The sequence below is a fragment of the Pseudomonas sp. MF6767 genome (assembly GCF_016405475.1).
GTDB lineage: Bacteria > Pseudomonadota > Gammaproteobacteria > Pseudomonadales > Pseudomonadaceae > Aquipseudomonas > Aquipseudomonas paracarnis.
The window spans coordinates 580,090-598,607 of record NZ_JAEKCY010000002.1 but is presented as its reverse complement, the minus strand read 5'-3'; the positions used below and the strand labels follow the sequence as shown (position 1 = coordinate 598,607).

Here is an 18,518-nt window from a genome sequence, read left to right as displayed (position 1 = left end):
ACGTGCCCCGCCAAAGCGACTTGCGTTTTACCTTCGAGCCCTTGAAAGGCGACACCTTCGACGTGGTCTCTTTCAAGCTCGATGAAAGCCTGTCCAAGCCGTTCAAGCTCACCCTGGAACTGGCCAGCCACAACGCCGCCATCGAGTTCAATAACGTGCTCGACCTGGCGGGGCTGTTCACGATCTGGCGCGGCGAAGCCCCAGTGCGCTACGTGCACGGCCTGGTCAGCCTGTTCACCCAGGGCGACACCGGCTTTCGTCGCACCCGCTACACCGCGGTAGTCGAACCGACCCTGGCGCGTTTCGACCTGCGTTCCAACTGGCGCATCTTCCAGGGCCAAACCGTACCCGAGATCATCACCAACATACTTACCGAGCATCGACTGACCGACATCCGCAGCGACATCTGCTTTGAGCATCAACGACGTGAATACTGCGTACAGGCCGGAGAAACCGACCTCGCCTTCATCAGCCGCCTCGCCGCCGAAGAGGGCCTGCTCTACGCCTTCGAACACCGCGCCGACGGCCACACCCTCGTCCTCACCGACCGTGTTGGTGGCCTGGGCACCATTGGGACCCATACCGATTGCCCAGTGATCTATCAGCCAATGGCGGGCGGTGACGCCACGGAACCGGCGTTAACCCGCTTCCACTACACCGAACAGGTACGCACCGCCGTGCAGGTACAGCGCGATTACACCTTCACCCACCCGCGCTACAACCAGCAACACACCGCCAGCGGCGATCAGGAGTTGCAAAACCAGCACAAGGACTACGAACGCTACGACTATCCCGGCCGCTACAAGCGCGACATCGCCGGCAAGCCCTTCACCAAAACGCGCCTCACCGCCCTGCGCAATGACGCCAAACTGGCGCACCTGGCCGGTGACGATGCACGCCTGCAACCGGGACTGGCGTTCGACCTCAACGAGCATCCCCGCGAAGACTTCAACGACCGTTGGCGCACCATCGCCATCACCCACGAAGGCAAACAGCACACCAGCTTGCAGGAAGAGGCGTTCGGCAGCGACCAAGGCACTTCTTATGAAATGACCGCCAGCGCCATCCGCTGGACCGCCGACTGGAAAGCCCCGCTGCGTGCCAAACCCTGCATCGACGGCCCGCAGATTGCCACGGTGGTTGGGCCGCCAGGGGAAGAGATCTATTGCGACGAATGGGGCCGGGTCAAGGTGCAGTACCCGTGGGATCGTTCGGACGAAAACAACGACCACAGCTCGTGCTGGATCCGCGTCACGCAAGGCTGGGCTGGCGCTACCTGGGGCTCCATGGCCATTCCACGTGTGGGTCAAGAGCTGGTGATCAGCTATCTGGACGGTGATCCTGACCAGCCCATCGCCACGGGCCGTACTTATCGCGAGACCAATTTGCCGCCCTACGAGCTCCCTAAGCTCAACGCCGTAGCGACAACCAAAAGTCGCGAATTCAAGGGGACCCGCGCCAATGAGCTGCGCATTGACGACACCACGGCGCAAATCAGCGCGGCGTTGATGAGTGATCACGAGCACAGCGCGCTGCATCTGGGTTACCTCACTCACCCCCGCCATTACGGTGGCGGTAAACCCAGGGGGGAGGGGTTTGAGTTACGTACGGATGGGCACGGTGCGTTGCGCGCAGCAAAAGGTTTATTGCTGACTGCTGAAGCACAACTGAAGGCCGCTGCGGGCCACCTGGAGCGCCAGCAAGCCATTGAGGTGCTGCAAACCGCCCTGGCGTTGGCCAAGCAGCTAGGCAGTTCGGCGGAGGTTGCCCAAGGCATTGCCCAGGATTGGCAACCGCAACAGGCGCTCACCGAGGCCGTCAACACCCTGGGGCAGGGCGCCAATGACCAGCCCAACGTTACGGGCACTGGCGCGCAGCCCATCATCGCTCTGAGCGGGCCCGCGGGTATTGCTGCCGCCACATCCCGCAGCATTGCCATAGGCGCAGGCGAACACATCGACAGCGTCGCGCAACAGAACCTGCAACTGACCGCCGGTAAAAAAGTGGTGATTAACGCGGGCGACGAGCTAGGCCTGTTCGCCCAGGGCGGTGACATGCGCCATATCGCCCAGAACGGTCAACTGCTGCTGCAGGCCCAGCACAACAGCATCCAGGTGCAAGCAGATCAAAGCGTGGAAATCAGCGCCAGCCAGCAACACGTGCTGGTGGCGGCGGACAAACACATCACCCTGCTGTGCGGCGGGGCCTACATCAAGATGCAGGGCGGCAATATCGAGCTGGGCATGCCCGGCGATTTCATTGTGAAGGCTGCGAACAAACACTTCATTGACCCCAGCCATGCCGCGACGCAACTCAACAGCTGGCCCAGCACCTCGTTCAACGAACGCTTTCAACCCTTTTTCAACGGTCAACCCATGCGCAACCGTGCCTACGCCTTGGTTCGCAAAGACGGCGCACGCTTCGAAGGCCGCACTGATGGCGAAGGCTACGTCACCCTGCAACAGGGCATGACGCTGGAAGGGTTGACATTGGAATGGCTAGAAAACGGAGACCCCACATGACCAATAGCCCGACGACGCCCCGTGTCGCCCCCATGCACTACAACGCGCGGGGCAATCCTGTGCATACCTGGACCCTCACGCCCAGCCATATGACCGACCCGGTGCACTGCATATTGCCGCCGGATGGCGTGCTGCCGGTGATCTTTGTGCCGGGGATTATGGGGTCGAATTTGAAGAGCAAGCCGGAGAAAGGAAAGGGAAATAAGAAGACGGGTCCCATCTGGCGGTTGGATGCGGGGTTCATGGGTAAGAATATGTGGCTCGCGAAAAATTGGATTTTCAAAACAGCAGGTGAACGTCAGAAAATCCTGCACCCACTTCGTGCGGAGGTTGATAGAGACGGGGCAGTGCCTAAGCTCGCCGTAGGCACGGTCATTACCCAGCCAGAATTGGACAGGAAAAAGGCCGCCTTGGCCTTGACCAAACGTTACAGAGAGCGCGGTTGGGGCGAAGTCAGCGAAACCAGCTATCACGCGTTTCTTCTTTGGCTGGAAGAAACCCTGAATAACCAGTTCCTGCCTCACCAATGGCCGCAATTCGACGTTCGGCCTGAGCACCTGCATACCGTCGCTGTCGAGCCTGGGCCGACTCATATCACACGGCTAAAACCCGAAATTCCCATTGCTATGCCGGGATTGGGGGCAAACCTGGCGAGTCAATTGCCGTCGATTATCTCGGATGAGTTGTTAGCGCGCGGTGACTATCGAATGCCGGTGCATGCGTGTGGGTATAACTGGCTGGACTCCAACAAAATCGCTGCACAGCGCCTGGCCGAACGCATAGACGAATTGATGCACCAATACGGTCGAAACTGCCAACAAGTCATTCTGGTCACCCACTCCATGGGCGGATTGGTTGCTCGACGATGTGCGCAGCTGCCCGGCATGAGTGCCAAGATTGCCGGTGTCGTGCATGGGGTCATGCCCGCCACTGGGGCTCCGGTCGCTTATCGCCGTTGTAAGGTCGGTATGAGCGATGAAGATCCGATTGCCGGAGCAGTGATTGGTCCGACCGGCCAGGAAGTGACCGCCGTTTTTGCGCAGGCGCCTGGCGCTTTGCAGTTGTTGCCGACACAAGATTATGCCCCAGGCTGGCTGAGGTTGATTGACAACCACGGTGTTTCGGCGATGCCGCGCCAGCCTGTGAAAGACCCTTACGAAGAGATCTATCTGCGCCGCGACCGTTGGTGGGGATTACTGCGTGAAGAGTGGTTGGCACCTAAGGATGGTGATCCGATTACGTGGGAAACATTTGCGGAAAACATATTGGAAGCGAAAGAGCTTCATCAGAAAATTTCAGGCTCTTATCACCCTCAAACTTACGTCTATTACGGCAGCGAAGCTAAGTACCCCAGCTTCGAATCCATCACTTGGCAAATGGAGCGCGGGTCTCGCCTCAATGGTCCTCATGGCTCATACCCCGATAGCTTCACAGTTTCCAATCTCGAGATGCATCAAGTCAGAGATGATGGCCGCAGCCCTGTGTATGTCGGCGGCCACGAGCAACCCATACCACCCATGCGTGGCGATCCCGATGCGCCCGTCAAAACCGTGAAGACCAGTTATTGGGAACTGCATTGCAAGATGCAGGACGGCTCCGGCGACGGCACTGTGCCGGTCAGTTCGGGCAGCGCACCGATAAAACACGCGCGCAACGGTGGCGTTCGCCAGCAAATCAAGGCGCCTGGGTTCGATCATGAGGCGTCCTATGCCAACCCGTTAACGCAGCAATTCACTCTCTATTCGATTATCAAAATTGCGGCGAAAGCCAAGAGGCCTCTATGCGCCGGTTGATCATTGTTTTTGTCTGCCTGGTGCTGGGCTCCCTTACTGCATGTACTGCGCTCAAACAGCCTAGCGAGAAGGAGAAACGTAACGTGAGCGAGATGACAAGCAACATGCGCACCTGGGCCTTGGGCCGAGGTTTGATTGACTTGCCGGCCAATTGGAGTGGTGGCGGCGACGTGAAGCTCTACTACGGGCTGGGCGCCGATCATGCGTCTGTTGAAGTACGTGTGCTGGGAGAGGGCGTGACGCGGGAACGTTTTGACGCAGCTATACGTGAGCGAGCCAGTAGAATCGCGGCGGTCAAGAATGATGAGATGAACGATATACCGATGTTGGTTTCGGCCAGGGCTGATACACCGCAAAGTGCCATGTTGCAGTACTACATGCGTAAAACCCAGCGCCAGACCTTCGTCCACGAACTCCACCTGCTGGTCGATGACGCTTACGTCATGCTTCGGGCTGACTCCTTTAAAGGAAACACCGCACCGGTTGAAGCGCGCCTGTCAAAGCTGTCCAGGGAGATATTCAAAATTGCACCTGAGAAAGCCGGTGCAGGCTTTGCCCTGGGGCCGATTGTGATCCGAAGTCACCACGATCAGGAGATCGCAAGCTTTGAGTTCAGTCCGCCTGCCTCTGATATTTCGCTGGAAATTTACATCAATGCTTTATCGCCTAGTCAAACGAAGAGCATAAAGACCCGGACCGAGGAAGGCGCACGGGTTTTCCTCGCAGGTGATTATGAAAATCTGCGCACGAAGAAGATCACTCTTGCGGGAATGTCGGCGGAAGAATCCCTGATTGGCTTCAGCGACGATACTCATCGTCAACTCCTCTTCGGGGCCGAAAACTATCGTGAGGATCCATCGCTAAGTCGCCCGAGCATGAACTTTCGCATGTCGGCTGGAGGTATGAAAGCCGAACCGAGCGGCCCCGACGAACCAGAGGATTTGGTTCGCTGGACCCTGCCCGAATTCGCGAACAAAGGCTACGAACTCCCACTCTGGCAACAACCCGCCTCACCAGACCCCGTCAACCCCTCCCTCACTGACTACGAAGCCATGGCCGTGTGGGACGCAATCCTCAAATCCGTACGCATCCGCTACGGCTCGGTCGCGCCCAAGCCGGACCCGTGGGCCAACATTCGCGGGCCCAGTGCCGAAGAAGCTGCCGAAAGCAAGCGCATCCTCGATGAGTTCATTGCCAGCTTGGAAAAACGAAGGTCATTGCCAGGGGATAGCGATCAATGAATAGCGCCCACCGGCTTTCTTTTGGCCGCCTTCATCCTAAAGCCTCCCAGCTTCTTTTCATGTGCTTGACGCTCGCGTTGCTCACGGGCTGCGCCGCCTTCAAACAACCCAGTGAACAAGAGAAACAAACCGTGCACGAATTGACCAGCAACATGCGCACCTGGGCGCTGGGCCGTGGGCTGATAGATTTGCCCGCCAGCTGGACGGGGGGCGGGGATGTGAAGTTGTATTACGGGCTGGGGGCTGATCATGCATCCGTTGAAGTGCGTGTGCTGGGCGAGGGGGTGTCACAGCAACGCTTTTCCGCTGCCTTGCAGGAACGGGCCAGCAGGATCGCCGCGGTCAAAAACTATGAGATGGATGACGTATCAATGCTGGTGTCAGCCAAAGCGCAGACACCGCAAAGTGTCATGTTGCAATACTATCGGCGTCCCACACCGCGTCAGACTTTCGTTCACGAACTCCACCTGCTGGTCGATGACGTTTACGTCATGCTCCGAGCTGACTCCTTCAAGGGTAATACCGCCCCTGTTGAAGATCGTCTGTTAAAACTCTCAAAAGAGATCTTCAAAGTCACCCCTGAAACCGCAGGAGCGGGCTTTGCGCTTGGGCCGGTTGTCATTCGCAGTCATCACGACCATGAGATCGCCAGTTTCTATTTTCGCCCCCCTGCTTCAGACGTATCGCTGAACGTCTACTACAACGCCTTATCACCTGATGATGGCGAACGTTTGCATGTTCGAACCCAAAAAGATGGGAAAATATTCCTCGCAGGCGATTATGAACAACTGCGGATGGGCCAAATCACATTAGCCGGAATGCAAGCCGAAGAATCCTTGATCGGCTTCAGTGATGACACACATCGTCAAATACTGTTCGTCAGCGAGAACTATCGAGATAACCCATCCCTAAGCCGTCCAGCTGTGAGTATTCGCCTATCGGCAGGCGGAAAGAAGCGTACCGCCATAGATCCTGATAAGCCCAGGGATCTAGTGCGCTGGACCCTTCCCCAATTCGCCAACAAAGGCTACGAACTCCCACTCTGGCAACAACCCGCGTCACCAGACCCCGTCAACCCCTCGCTCACCGACTACGAAGCCATGGCCGTGTGGGACGCAATCCTCAAATCCGTACGTATCCGCTACGGCTCGGTCGTGCCCAAGCCGGACCCGTGGGCCAACATTCGCGGGCCCAGTGCCGAAGAAGCTGCCGAAAGCAAGCGCATCCTCGATGAGTTCATTGCCAGCTTGGAAAAACGTAGGTCATTACCAAGGGATAGCGATCAATGAATAGCGCCCATCGGCTTTCTTTTGGCCGCCTTCATCCTAAAGCCTCCCAGCTTCTTTTCATGTGCTTGACGATCGCGTTGCTCACGGGCTGCGCCGCCTTCAAACAACCCAGTGAACAAGAGAAACAAACCGTGCACGAATTGACCAGCAACATGCGCACCTGGGCGCTGGGCCGTGGGCTGATAGATTTGCCCGCCAACTGGACGGGGGGCGGGGATGTGAAGCTGTACTACGGATTGGGAGCTGATCACTCAAGCGTTGAGGTCTTGATCTTGGGGGAGCGCGTGACGCAGGAGCGATTTGATGCAGCCTTGAATGAGCGGTCACGTCGGATTTCGGCAGTCAAGAACTATAAGAATTCAGATGTGCCGATGCTGGTGTCGGCAAAATTTGTCTCACCCAGGGAAACGTTGCTGCAGTACTACAAGCAGGCAACGCGCCGCCAAACATTCGTTCATGAGTCTCATCTGCTGATCGATGATGTCTACGTCATGCTCAGGGCTCAATCATACGAAGGCGATACGGATCCCGTTGAAGCCCAACTCTTAAAGCTGTCGAAGGAAATCTTCAAAGTCACCCCCGAAACCGCGGGCGCGGGCTTTGCGCTTGGGCCGGTTGTCATTCGCAGTCATCACGACCATGAGATCGCCAGTTTCTATTTTCGCCCCCCTGCTTCAGACGTATCGCTGAACGTCTACTACAACGCCTTATCACCTGATGATGGAGAACGTTTGCATGTCCGAACCCAAAAAGACGGGAAAATATTCCTCGCAGGCGATTATGAACAACTGCGGATGGGCCAAATAACATTAGCCGGAATGCAAGCCGAAGAATCCCTGATCGGCTTCAGCGATGACACTCACCGTCAAATACTCTTTGTGAGCGAAAACTACCGGGACAATCCTTCGCGGGCTCGGCCTGGCATGAGCATCCGTTTGTCGGCGGGTGGCATGAAAGGAGAGCCAGTTGATCCCAACGAACCCGAAGACCTAGTGCGCTGGACCCTTCCCCAATTCGCCAACAAAGGCTACGAACTCCCACTCTGGCAACAACCCGCCTCACCAGAACCCGTCAACCCCTCCCTCACTGACTACGAAGCCATGGCCGTGTGGGACGCCATCCTCAAATCCGTACGCATCCGCTACGGCTCGGTCGCGCCCAGACCGGACCCTGAGGCCAACATTCGCGGCCCCGTGTCAAGGAGGCTGCCCAAAGCAAACGCATCCTCCATGAATTCATCGCCAGCGTTGAAAACCCAAGCCATGCCCCTGGGCGTGGTTCAGCGGGAGCAACAGGGATGCGTTCACCGTGTGTAAGCAACGAACTCTAAAAAAGCGTTAGGAGCAATTCATGAAAACAGTCTGGGGTTACCTCAAACGCTGGGGCTTGCCGGTGCTGCGCCAATTCAATCAGGCATGGCCGGTGTTGGTGCTGTTGGGCGTGATGTTCTTGCTGGTCGCCATCTGGTGGCTGGGCGCGCAGTGGACGTGGCGTGAGCGCCAACCGTTGGGCGAGTGGGCGATGCGGGTCTCGGCCAGTGTGGCGGTGATCGTGGTGCCGCTGCTCATCTGGGCGTGGCGCGTGCGCGAGCGTTATCAGCGCTTGCAGGTTGAACGCCAGCATGAGGCCGCCGTGCAAGCCGACCCTTGCTTGCCTTATATCGAGGCTCAAGAGCGGGCGTTGGACCGCAGCCTGGGCAGCCTGCTGAATAATATGGAGCGCCGCCGTTCACTGTATCAACTGCCGTGGTACCTGGTGCTCGGTGAAGAGAATGCCGGCAAGACCAGTCTGATCACCCGCTCCAACCAGAGCTTTTCGTTGTCTCATGTGACCAAGGCTGGGGTCAGGGCTCAGGAAGAGCAACTGGCCTACCCGGTGGATTGGTGGATCGGGGACGAGGCGGTGTTGATTGACCCACCGGGTGAATTTTTCAGCCACCCGGATTCACCGGCTGAAAACGTCGAGCAGCAGGGCAAGCACAAACCGGTGTTGCCTACCGGCACTCATGCGCGCCTTTGGTCGCATCTGCTTGACTGGCTGACGCGCAACCGCAGCCGTCGCGCCTTGAACGGCGTGGTGCTGGTAATTGATATACAGGCCTTGTTGGCGCAGTGTCCCGAGCAACGCAAGGCCCACGCCAACCTGCTGCGCACCCGGCTGTTTGAGCTGACGCGGCAATTGGGCACGCGCTTGCCGGTGTACGTGACGCTGAGCAAGTTCGACCTGCTTGAAGGCTTCGAAGAATTCTTCGCCAGGTTATCGCGCAGTGGTCGCGAAGACCTGCTGGGCTTCACGTTCAGCCTGGCCGCGGTGGATGATTTTGATGCCTGGCTGGCGGAACTGGCGCGCCAATATCAAGCCTTTGTCGATTGCCTCTGCGAACAGGTTTTCAACAGCACCCGGGAGGCGCGCACGTTGGATGAGTGTGATCGCTTGCAGGCGCTGATGCATCAGATGGCGGGTTTGCGCCGCGCGTTGTTTGGCTTCCTGACTGAAATGCTTGGCAGTGATCGGTTCACCACACCCGCGTTGGTGCGCGGGCTGTATTTTTCCTCGGTGTTGCAGCAGGGCACTCTGAGCAACGCTTTCATCAAAGAAGCAGGGCAGGCGTATCAACTGCCGCCACCGCCACCGGAGGTCAAACCGGCCGGTGGTACGGTCATCTATTTTGCCCAGGAACTGTTCCAGCGGGTGATCTACCCCGAAGCGGGCCTTGCAGGCGACAACATCAAGGTGGCTCGCAGCAAACGGCGGCTGTTGATCGCCGGGTTCAGCGTTGCGTGCCTGGGCTGTCTGGTGGCGATGGGTACCTGGCAGTTTTACTTCAGCATCAACCGCGACAAAGCGGCCAACGTGTTGGCCAAGAGTCAGGAGTTCAGTGAGCGAGACATCGACGCCACGGTCGACCCTACGGGGCGCAACCTGTTGCTGCCTCTGGACCAGATTCGCGATGCGGTGTTGGTCTACGGTGATTACCGTGAAGCCTGGCCATTGCTATCGGATATGGGCTTGTACCAGGGCAGGGCGATTGGCCCGACGGTGGATGAAGCCTATTTGAATCTGCTGTCCAAGCGTTTCCTGCCGGCCATTGCCAGCGGGGTGCTGGAGGCTATTAACACCGCGCCCGCCGGCAGCAACCAGCAACTGGCAGCCTTGCGCGTGTACCGCATGCTCGAAGAGCGCCCCAACCGCCGCCCAGCGATTATCGAGGAGTGGGTCGCCAAGCAATGGCAGCGTGCCTATCCGGGCCAGGGCCAACTGCAGGCCGACTTGATGAGCCACCTGGGCTACGCGCTGAAATACGCCGATGCCGACCTGCCGAACTACCGCGAGCGCATCACCCAAGTGCAGCAGCAACTGCGCCAGTTACCCATGGCCGAACGGGTCTATATGAGCCTGAAACAGGATGCCCTGGAGCGTATGCATCGGCCGCTGGACCTGCGCACTGAGGTCGGCCCGGCGTTCGATATCGTCTACCGTCCGCTAAACACCGATCAAGCCGGCAGCGGTCTGCAATTGCCGCCGCTGCTCACCGCCAAGGGTTTCAAGGACTATTTCGAACCCGGCACCAAGGGCATTATCGAGCTGGCGATGATCGACCAGTGGGTCCTTGGCGAACGACAACGCCTGGACTACTCCGACGAAGACCGCAAAGTGCTGACCCAGCGTATCCGAGCCCTGTACAGCGCCGACTACGTCGACAGCTGGCGACGTGCGCTGAACCAGTTCGCGGTCACCGACTTTGACGACCTCAGCCACGGCGTGGCGGTGCTGGAACAAGTCACCGGCCCGGCTGCGCCGCTACGGCGGCTGTTGGAAACCCTGCGTGACAACAGCGTGATCTACCCGGCCGTGCCCCTGGCTGAGGGGCAAACGCCGCTCAAGCTGGACAAGGTGCCCGAGGAGCAACAACAAGCAGCAGGGATTCGGCGCGCATTCTCAAGTCTGTCAGAGCTGATCACCGCACGAGGCGAGCAGCCGTCCTATTACGAAGAAACCCTGCGTTCGGTCAGCGCCGTCTATGACTACGCCAAAGCCGTGCACGACAACCCGGACCCCGGTAAAGCCGCCCTTAAAACCGTGCTCAACCGCTTCTCCCTGGGCGGCGCCGATCCCATCGCCAACCTGCAACGCGTCGCCGTGGGGCTGCCCGAGCCGTTGAATCAGCAGGTCAGAAAACTCGCCGACCAAACCTCGCAAGTGCTGGTGATCGCCGCCCTGCGCGAGCTGGAAAAACGCTGGGACAGTGAAATCTACAGCTTCTACCGCGAGCGTCTGGCGGGCCGCTATCCGTTCAAGGCCAGTGGCGAGGACGCCTCGCTGGAAGACTTCGAAGCCTTCTTCGGTCCGCAGGGGCGTCTACAGCAGTTCCACGACCAATACCTGAACGTGTTCCTCAAGGACAACCTCGACGCCCTGTACTCCGACAGCCTCGGCGGCTACCTGGTACGCAGCGACGTGCTGGAGCAACTGAAAACGGCCGAGCGCATCCGCGAGACCTTCTTCAACCATCGCGGCCATCTGGCCGTGCAGCTCACCATCGAACCCCTGGCCCTGAGTGCCACTCGCCTGAGCAGCATGCTCAGCGTCGACGGCCAACTGATCCCCTACCAGCACGGCGCGCCACAGCGCACCGGTCTGGTGTGGCCCAACAGCCTGGGCAACAGCAATGGCAGTCAACTGACTCTGGTGCATAGCACCGGCAACACCGCCAGCCTGAGCTACCGCGGGCCGTGGTCGTTGTTCCGGCTGCTGAGTCGCGGGCACCTAAATGGCCGTACCGACACCAGTGTGGACCTGACCTTTTCAGTCGCCGATGGGTTGATGCGTTATCGGATTGGAGCGGAGAAGGCTAATAACCCGATTACACAGCGCAGTTTTGAAGGGTTTGTATTGCCCAGGACTCTGTTGGAAGAACGTCAAATAAAGAAAAAACCGAACAAGGTCGAGAGGCTCGCCGCAACAGCTCTCACCTATGAACGCCCATAAGTCAGCGATGACTGGGTGCGAAATAATCACACGCGGAACAGGACTGCTTACATGGCAATCAAGCTGCAAATGTTGACCGAAGACCCTAAAGAAATTGAGTTGATCGAGCGCTACTGGGCTGTCGATGAGTCAGGGCAGTACCTTGAAAAAGTGAGTGCTCTGACGGACGTTATTGAAATGGCCCCAGGCGTTACACTCGCCAGCTTCGTACGGCAACGTTGCAATGCATTCGATGATAATCAGGTCTGCTCCAAGTGTGCGGAATTGATCGAAATCAAAAATCGCTCAGAGGCCAAAAAGGTCCCTCAACGGTCCACGAAGCTTTGTACGCTTTGTCAGAACGACCATGACGCCATTGCGCTTGAGGCTAAAAAGACCAAAGCCGCAGAGCTTGAACGGCAGTTGGCCGAATACGTACGCAAGCAGTTAACCCGTACGGTGGACTACTCAGCGGTCCCGGATAATCAGGTGGTGCTTCTGCTGGCGTTGGACAGGGCTGTTACCCCGAGGTTGACCAATGGCGGCTTCAGACCGGGTGATTGTCGAGGGCTGGCGCCTCGATATGTCGATGACTTCATGCTGCAATTGCGTGAGGCTGGGCTCGTCCTTGATGACCCCAGTAAAGCAAGCCCGGGCACCTACTATTGGGAGGGCGATGAGATTTGGGTGTTGAGGGACCAGGTTGTCTATCGTTTGGCGCCAGATGTCGCATCAAGGCGTGCGGACGAGGTCATTCGTAACCTGTCGGATAGGGTGTATACCGATGCTGACGGGCTGTTCAACCTGTGGCTTGATTACGCAGTCGCCGATGTCATGCGCTATCTGGGCGCTCAGTGCGAACTCTATAACCATGATCTGTCGGAACAAGAGCTGGCAGAAATCAAAAGTACTATGCGCGCAGCTTTGCATACCTACAGTGTTTCACAGCTTTGGTCGGTGGCCTGGAAGGTTGTCAGGGATGCCGCAAGTTTAGCTAACCGCGAGTACTACAATCGCCCCAAAGCGGCGGCGACCATTCCTGGAAAGATTCGGCGGAACTTGGAAAAGGTGCAGCGAGAGTCAATTGAGCTCAAGACTTGGAGCCGCCCGGAACAACATCCTGCAGGCACACTGGGAATGGTGTTAGGCGAGATTTTGGGTGTTGATGAAGATACCCCTGGCCATAGGGTCTCGTCCCTTGTTGCCTGGCTCACAGGGCAGGCGTGTTCTCCCAGCGTCGAAGCAGCGCTTGATGAACCGATACGCGAACTGATGACCTTGGCGCTGTCCCACGATGTCGGCTCTTCAGTGATGCTGCGGTTCGCGGAGTTGATTCGTGCGGGGCATGACGTTGGTTTTGCTATTGAAGAAATTGGTGAGGCGCTGCGCTCGTAAAGGGGGCAGGGTGCTCCATCTGGGGCTGCTCAATGAGGCCGCGTTCTGCCTGCCCCCCCCATGGTGGTGAACAAACCGATCGCCAGCGTTACGCTGATGGCGGGTGAACGTACCTTCATGAGGGAAAGCTCAGGCAAGGCGTGGCCGCAGTTTTTTGGTCATGCGCGCGCACCTTGTAATCTGGTTGAACTGCACGTAATGGGCTTGCGCCGTCCATTCCTCGACCAGGATCAAATACTCGGCCGGCGGATTGATCTGGCGCAGATACCCGCACAGCAGGCGTGTGCGTCGCGCGTTCATCGGCTGCTTTAATGTCAAGATGACGTTGTCTGCGGCGCGGCATTCAGTGATCTCCATGACTGAGCCTCTCATCGAGTGCTGGCGGCAAACGTGCAGGCCCAGGATCAGAGGCTGGGATTCTTGCCGCGTGGCGTTCATTCTCAGGTGAGTCGTCGCAGGCGTCTACTGTCATACTTGACAGTCCTTTAGCCGGTGTTGCACTGCCGTGACCCATTACTCGACGTAACGGGCGTTAAATGATTCAGAGGCACAGATCGTCGACTACGTGCGCTCAGCGTCAAGTAACAATGGGCTGCCTCACCTTGCGACTTAACCCCGGTGTCTTGCCCGTAATGCGTTTGAATGCGCGACTGAAAGCGGCCTGGGATGTATAGCCCAAGCGCTGTGCTACCTCTTCAATCGGCAGCCTTTCCAGGGTCAGCCACTGGCTTGCAAGCCGCATTCGTAGTTCGGTGACATAGCGCAGCGGCGTCATGCCAATCGTCACCTGGAAGCGATCCGCGAAGGCTGAGCGTGAGGTATTGCATTGCTCTGCCAACTGGGCAACGGTCCAGTCGCGGCCCGGTTGTTGATGGAGCGCTAGCAGCGCACCGGCCAAGCGTGGATCGCGCAAGGCGGCGACCAGGCCAGAGGCATTACCGCAAGCGCACTCCACCCAGCCGCGAACGACCATGGCGGCCACCACGTCGGCCAACCGCGCGAGGATGCCGGCGAAGCCCACACGTGCGGCGCTGACCTCGCGTTCCATGGTGGTCAGGATAGGCACCAGTCCAGGGTAGCGCTGGCCGCCGGCATCAATCAACATCAGGCCCGGCATCAGTTTGCCAAGGCCATGGATACTGCCCAGTTCAAACTCCATGCAACCACTGAACAAAATAGTGCTCGGCGTTGGGCTAGCATCGGTTGCGGTGTGCACCGCGCTCACGGTGTCACCGAGGGGGACGCGGTCTAGGCGTTCGATGTCCTGAACGGGTACGTCCGCATGGGAAGACAGTTGATGGGCCGCGCCATGGGAGATGAGCACGGCGTTGCCGGCAGACAGCGCGTAGGTGGTGCCGTCCGCCATTCGCAGTACCGCATTGCCGACCGCCATGAAATGGAACCAGGCATGCCCAGTTTTTTCAGCGAAGCCCAAACCGAAAGTCGGACTCGTTTGTATACGCCGGTATTCGACGCCACGCAGGCGCATGCCGCGCAACAGCTCGTTGATGAGATCCGAGGAAAGAGCAAACTGTTCTGCAGACATTGTTCAGGTGTTTTAGTCAAAAAGTAGAGGTTTTTGATCATAGATCATCCAGTTTCCGGCGCCTAGACTGCGGCCTGAAATGAAGACTGGAGATCCCTGCAATGACTGACTGTATATGTAGTGCCGTATCCAACCGCCATCCCGGCGCCTTCTCGGAGGCAGAGCCTGCGGCCCCCGCGTGGATGGCGGTCTTCTCGCTGGCAATGGGGGTGTTCGGATTACTGACCGCTGAGTACCTTCCGGCCAGTTTGTTAACACTGATGGCGACTGATCTGGGAGTGTCCGAAGCACTGGCTGGCCAGGCGGTAACGGTGACAGCAGTGGTAGCGCTGTTCGCCGGTTTGTTGGCGCCAGGCCTGACCCGCGGTATCGACCGACGTTGGGTGTTGCTGGGGTTTTCAACGCTGATGGTTGCCTCCAATCTTCTGGTCGCCGTTTCCTCCAGCTTCGCGGTGCTGTTGTTGATGCGCATCTTGCTGGGGATTGCCCTAGGCGGGTTCTGGAGCATGGCTGCGGCGGTGGCGATGCGCCTGGTGCCGAGTGCTTTGTTGCCTCGGGCGCTGTCGATCATTTTCAGCGGGATTGCTATCGGGACGGTTGTTGCCGTGCCGCTGGGCAGCTATCTGGGTGGGCTATACGGCTGGCGCAGTGCGTTCTTTGCAGCGGCGGCGGTAGGCATGGTGACCCTGGCTTTTCAGTCATTGACTTTGCCGCGCCTCGCGCCGCGCCGGCCGACACGTCTGCGCACCGTTTTCGAAGTGTTGCAGCGCCCGGGCATCGCCATGGGGATGTTCGGTTGTGTGCTGGTGCATAGCGGTCACTTTGCGATGTTCACCTATGTTCGGCCATTCCTGGAAGGCACTACCGGCATCGGCCCGCAAGGGCTGTCGCTGATGTTGCTGGGGTTCGGTGTGGCGAACTTCTTCGGCACGCTGTTGGCTGGCAGGCTGCTGGAGCACCACCCGCTGGCCACTCTGGTGTTAATGCCTGCGCTGGTCGGGGTTGCAGCACTGGCGTTGGTGCTGTTGCCACCCTCGTTGCCGGGGCAGGCGGTACTGCTGGCAATATGGGGCTTGGCCTTCGGCGGTGTGCCGGTGGCGTGGTCGAACTGGGTCGCCAGCGCGGTACCTGATCAGGCGGAAAGCGCCGGGGGCATGGTGGTGGCCTCTGTGCAGTCCGCCATCGCCACGGGCGCCGCCGCTGGCGGAGCAGTGTTCAGCCTCGGTGGCAGCGCTGGCGTATTCATAGCGGCAGCGATGCTGATGCTGCTGGCTGCGTTGCTGATTGCGCTGCGTGTCCGGGTTCCTTCTGTCCATGGCGTTCGCGAGTCCACGCCCGCATTGCACCTTTGATTCGGTTTTCCAAACTGCCTCGTTGCGCTTTGGGTGGATGTCACATTTGGCACCGATAATCCTGAGTCACGGTGGTTTCCAGGCGAAGCATAGGCGCCCCTGCGCGAGCGCATAGCAGAAAATATCCGCAAGGCGGTATCAAGGGCACCGCGGGATTGCCGTGTGGGATACTCCTTTGGGGCCCAACTCGGAGCCAGACTCCACTGAGTGCCTCAAAGCTCCCCGGTTAGAAATTGTGCCCGTCCATAACCAAAGCTCCAGTCCGCATCTGTATTGGTTACTATTGAAACCACCAGTTCGGAGGCGGCAATTCCACATTTCTCCCGCAGGCCTTTCGCTAGCAACTGATAGAACAAGACTTTGGATTCCTCAGTCCTAGGACGACTGATCACAGTGATCACCACTACATTGTCCGTTCGATCGATACCGAGCCCTGTATCTTTGACAATCAATCTACTTGGGCGATGTTCGTTGACGATTTGATACCTATCCCCTTCGGGTACTTGAAATGCCTCCACGACTGCGCAGTGGGCAGCGTCGAGCAAGGTTTTTACTTGGTCATCAGAACGCCCATCTATAAGGTCGATTTTGATCAATGGCATGTCTTGATTCTCACTAGTCAAAGGTGCGTGCATTGCAGGAAGGATTCACACGATAAAGCTTTGGACTGTTCATAAAAAGGCCATATATTAAAATTCATTGTTTTCTTTTTAGAACAATTCACTTTCAAAAACGTTGGAAATTGATCGACTTAAGCCTCATGAATCACCCGCTCATTCTCAGCGGCATCGACGTCTACGACTGGCTTTGAGGCGCTGGCCTTCAACGGGCACAGCGCGCACCCCACCTCACTGGCTACATCCTTGTAGCCAGTGAGGTGGGGTGAGTTGCATCAGACGGGATATCTCGATGCTATCCACTACGGGTTTGTCATCGAATTCAAACCCGTTGTCTTACAGCCTCCGTTTACTTGAGCGTAACGTCGAGCATCGGCGGGATGTAGCCGTAGTCATACTCCGCGACTACGAACGTTTGCTGCCCTTTGATCTTGATACCCACCGTCGGTGCCTCGGTGCCGCCGATACGGATCTGCGTGCCGGTGTCGTCGGTCGGTACGCTGTCGATGAAGGAGGTCACCAGGCCGTTGGGCATGACGCAGTGCGAGTAGGTCTGGAACGGTTGGGAGGACGGGTTGCCCAGTACCAGGCCAGAGCCGTTCAACGGCACATACGGGCCGAACAGCGAATCGGCGACGAAACCGTACACCCCGTCTGGGCCGGTTACACCGTCGGCGTAGGTGAAGGTGTGGCTGATGGTGAACAGGTAGTACTTGCCGTCCTGGAACACGAAGTGCGGGCGTTCGGTCTGGTCGTTGACGCCGACCGCGGTCAGCAGCGGTGGCAGCATTTCCCAGTCGTCGCCGTCTTCGTCGCGGGCCACGGCGATCCCGACGCAGGCGGTCTGGAAGCGCGAGTTGCCGACGTCTTCATAGCCGGGTGGCACGTCGCCGATTTCGGCTTTACCGACCTTGTGCGAACCGCGCTCGCCGGCCACGTTGCCTTCGAACAGCATGTACAGCTTGCCGTCTTTCGGGTCGCGGAATGGCCATGGATCGCGAAAGCCCCAGAAGGCGTTTTGCGCTTCGGTCTGGTACATCTTGCCGTCCGCCTCGAACAGTGGCTTGACCTTCTCGAAGCCCACCAGGCTGACGCCGTGCTCGGTGGTCACCACGCGGCCACGCACCTTGACGATGGTCGCGCCGGGCGTGACGGCGGTGTAGTACAGGTCCACTTCGCCTTGTTCGTTCAGCAGGATCGGTGTGCCAGCCCATTCGCGCACGGTGGGCGAAACCCCTTCAGCCATTACCCGGCCGCCGAGTTTCCAGTCTTTGCCGGTGCGGGAGAACCAGTAGTACATCTTTGCCCGGCCATGGCGATCGTTCCAGTCGCGGATGACGTCGTAGTTGCCATTCTGATCGAGGTATTGCGGGTCGTTCGGATGGCGATCCGCGGTGAGGGTGAAGATCACCGACCAGCCGTCGACGGAGGTGATGTTGCCGTCGATATCACGCAGCGGCATGGTGTCCCAGATAAAAACCTCGTCATTCAATACCGGGAAGTTCGCACTGACCAGCGGCTGGGTGGTGGTGGGGTCGTCCGCATGGACTTTGAGCGCATCGGCGCGGGTCCACAGGCTGGGTTGATGGGGTGTTTTGCCAAATTTCGAAGGGGTGCTTTTCATAGTAAGCCTCGTCCATGAAGGGATTCAAAATACTGTATTCATATACAGTTATTTGAATTTAGAGGACTCGTCGCTATGGGTCAAGGTTAAAAATGCAGTTGTGCATAATTCGTGCTTTTTCCAAAGCTGATACGTTTCAGCGTGTCTTGTTTAAAGAGGTTCGTTCCTGAA

General features: G+C 58.2%; 12 protein-coding genes. 8 read left to right on the top strand and 4 right to left on the bottom strand.

Translation table 11 applies throughout. The features are described 5' to 3' along the window. The first annotated feature begins 2 nt into the window (after window positions 1-2). The 7 genes from JFT58_RS05795 to JFT58_RS05765 are packed head-to-tail and all read left to right on the top strand — an operon-like array spanning window position 3 to window position 13,208. On the top strand, window positions 3-2,522 hold the full coding sequence (locus JFT58_RS05795) for a type VI secretion system Vgr family protein (RefSeq protein WP_054895726.1): 2,520 nt from the start codon (window positions 3-5) through the stop codon (window positions 2,520-2,522). Next, the gene (locus JFT58_RS05790; RefSeq protein WP_054895725.1) at window positions 2,519-4,315 is read left to right on the top strand and encodes an esterase/lipase family protein; all 1,797 of its coding nucleotides are present in this window, start codon (window positions 2,519-2,521) and stop codon (window positions 4,313-4,315) included. Before JFT58_RS05795 ends, JFT58_RS05790 begins: the two co-directional genes overlap by 4 nt. After that, complete coding sequence (locus JFT58_RS05785; RefSeq protein WP_054895724.1) at window positions 4,303-5,556, top strand: T6SS immunity protein Tli4 family protein; 1,254 nt, start codon at window positions 4,303-4,305, stop codon at window positions 5,554-5,556. The genes JFT58_RS05790 and JFT58_RS05785 overlap by 13 nt, the downstream gene beginning before the upstream one ends. Next, the gene (locus JFT58_RS05780; protein ID WP_054895723.1) at window positions 5,553-6,845 is read left to right on the top strand and encodes a T6SS immunity protein Tli4 family protein; all 1,293 of its coding nucleotides are present in this window, start codon (window positions 5,553-5,555) and stop codon (window positions 6,843-6,845) included. The genes JFT58_RS05785 and JFT58_RS05780 overlap by 4 nt, the downstream gene beginning before the upstream one ends. Then, window positions 6,842-8,161 (top strand): T6SS immunity protein Tli4 family protein, encoded by a 1,320-nt coding sequence (locus JFT58_RS05775; RefSeq protein ID WP_233095383.1) that lies wholly within the window; start codon window positions 6,842-6,844, stop codon window positions 8,159-8,161. Before JFT58_RS05780 ends, JFT58_RS05775 begins: the two co-directional genes overlap by 4 nt. Window positions 8,162-8,195: 34 nt before the next feature. Then, complete coding sequence (tssM, locus tag JFT58_RS05770; RefSeq protein ID WP_198834316.1) at window positions 8,196-11,834, top strand: type VI secretion system membrane subunit TssM; 3,639 nt, start codon at window positions 8,196-8,198, stop codon at window positions 11,832-11,834. A 51-nt stretch (window positions 11,835-11,885) separates the two neighbouring features. Continuing rightward, window positions 11,886-13,208 carry a hypothetical protein gene (locus JFT58_RS05765; protein WP_054895721.1) on the top strand — a complete coding sequence of 441 codons (1,323 nt, stop codon included), beginning with the start codon at window positions 11,886-11,888 and terminating at the stop codon, window positions 13,206-13,208. Window positions 13,209-13,337: 129 nt separating this feature from the next. On the opposite strand, the gene JFT58_RS05760 is transcribed toward JFT58_RS05765, so the two are convergent. Both JFT58_RS05760 and JFT58_RS05755 read right to left on the bottom strand, forming a co-directional pair. Then, complete coding sequence (locus JFT58_RS05760; RefSeq protein WP_054895720.1) at window positions 13,338-13,565, bottom strand: hypothetical protein; 228 nt, start codon at window positions 13,563-13,565, stop codon at window positions 13,338-13,340. A gap of 220 nt (window positions 13,566-13,785) precedes the next feature. After that, window positions 13,786-14,754, bottom strand: a complete 969-nt coding sequence (locus tag JFT58_RS05755) for an AraC family transcriptional regulator (RefSeq protein ID WP_054895719.1) — start codon at window positions 14,752-14,754, stop codon at window positions 13,786-13,788. A gap of 101 nt (window positions 14,755-14,855) precedes the next feature. On the opposite strand from JFT58_RS05755, the gene JFT58_RS05750 reads away from it, so the two are divergent. Beyond that, the gene (locus JFT58_RS05750) at window positions 14,856-16,106 is read left to right on the top strand and encodes an MFS transporter (protein ID WP_054895718.1); all 1,251 of its coding nucleotides are present in this window, start codon (window positions 14,856-14,858) and stop codon (window positions 16,104-16,106) included. A gap of 212 nt (window positions 16,107-16,318) precedes the next feature. Here JFT58_RS05750 and JFT58_RS05745 read toward each other — a convergent pair whose 3' ends face one another. After that, a complete protein-coding gene (locus JFT58_RS05745) occupies window positions 16,319-16,708 on the bottom strand; it encodes a tautomerase family protein (RefSeq protein WP_034127089.1) in 390 nt (129 codons plus the stop codon). Window positions 16,709-17,072: 364 nt separating this feature from the next. Then, window positions 17,073-18,347 carry a glycoside hydrolase family 68 protein gene (locus JFT58_RS05740; protein ID WP_198834315.1) on the bottom strand — a complete coding sequence of 425 codons (1,275 nt, stop codon included), beginning with the start codon at window positions 18,345-18,347 and terminating at the stop codon, window positions 17,073-17,075. Window positions 18,348-18,518: the final 171 nt, after the last annotated feature.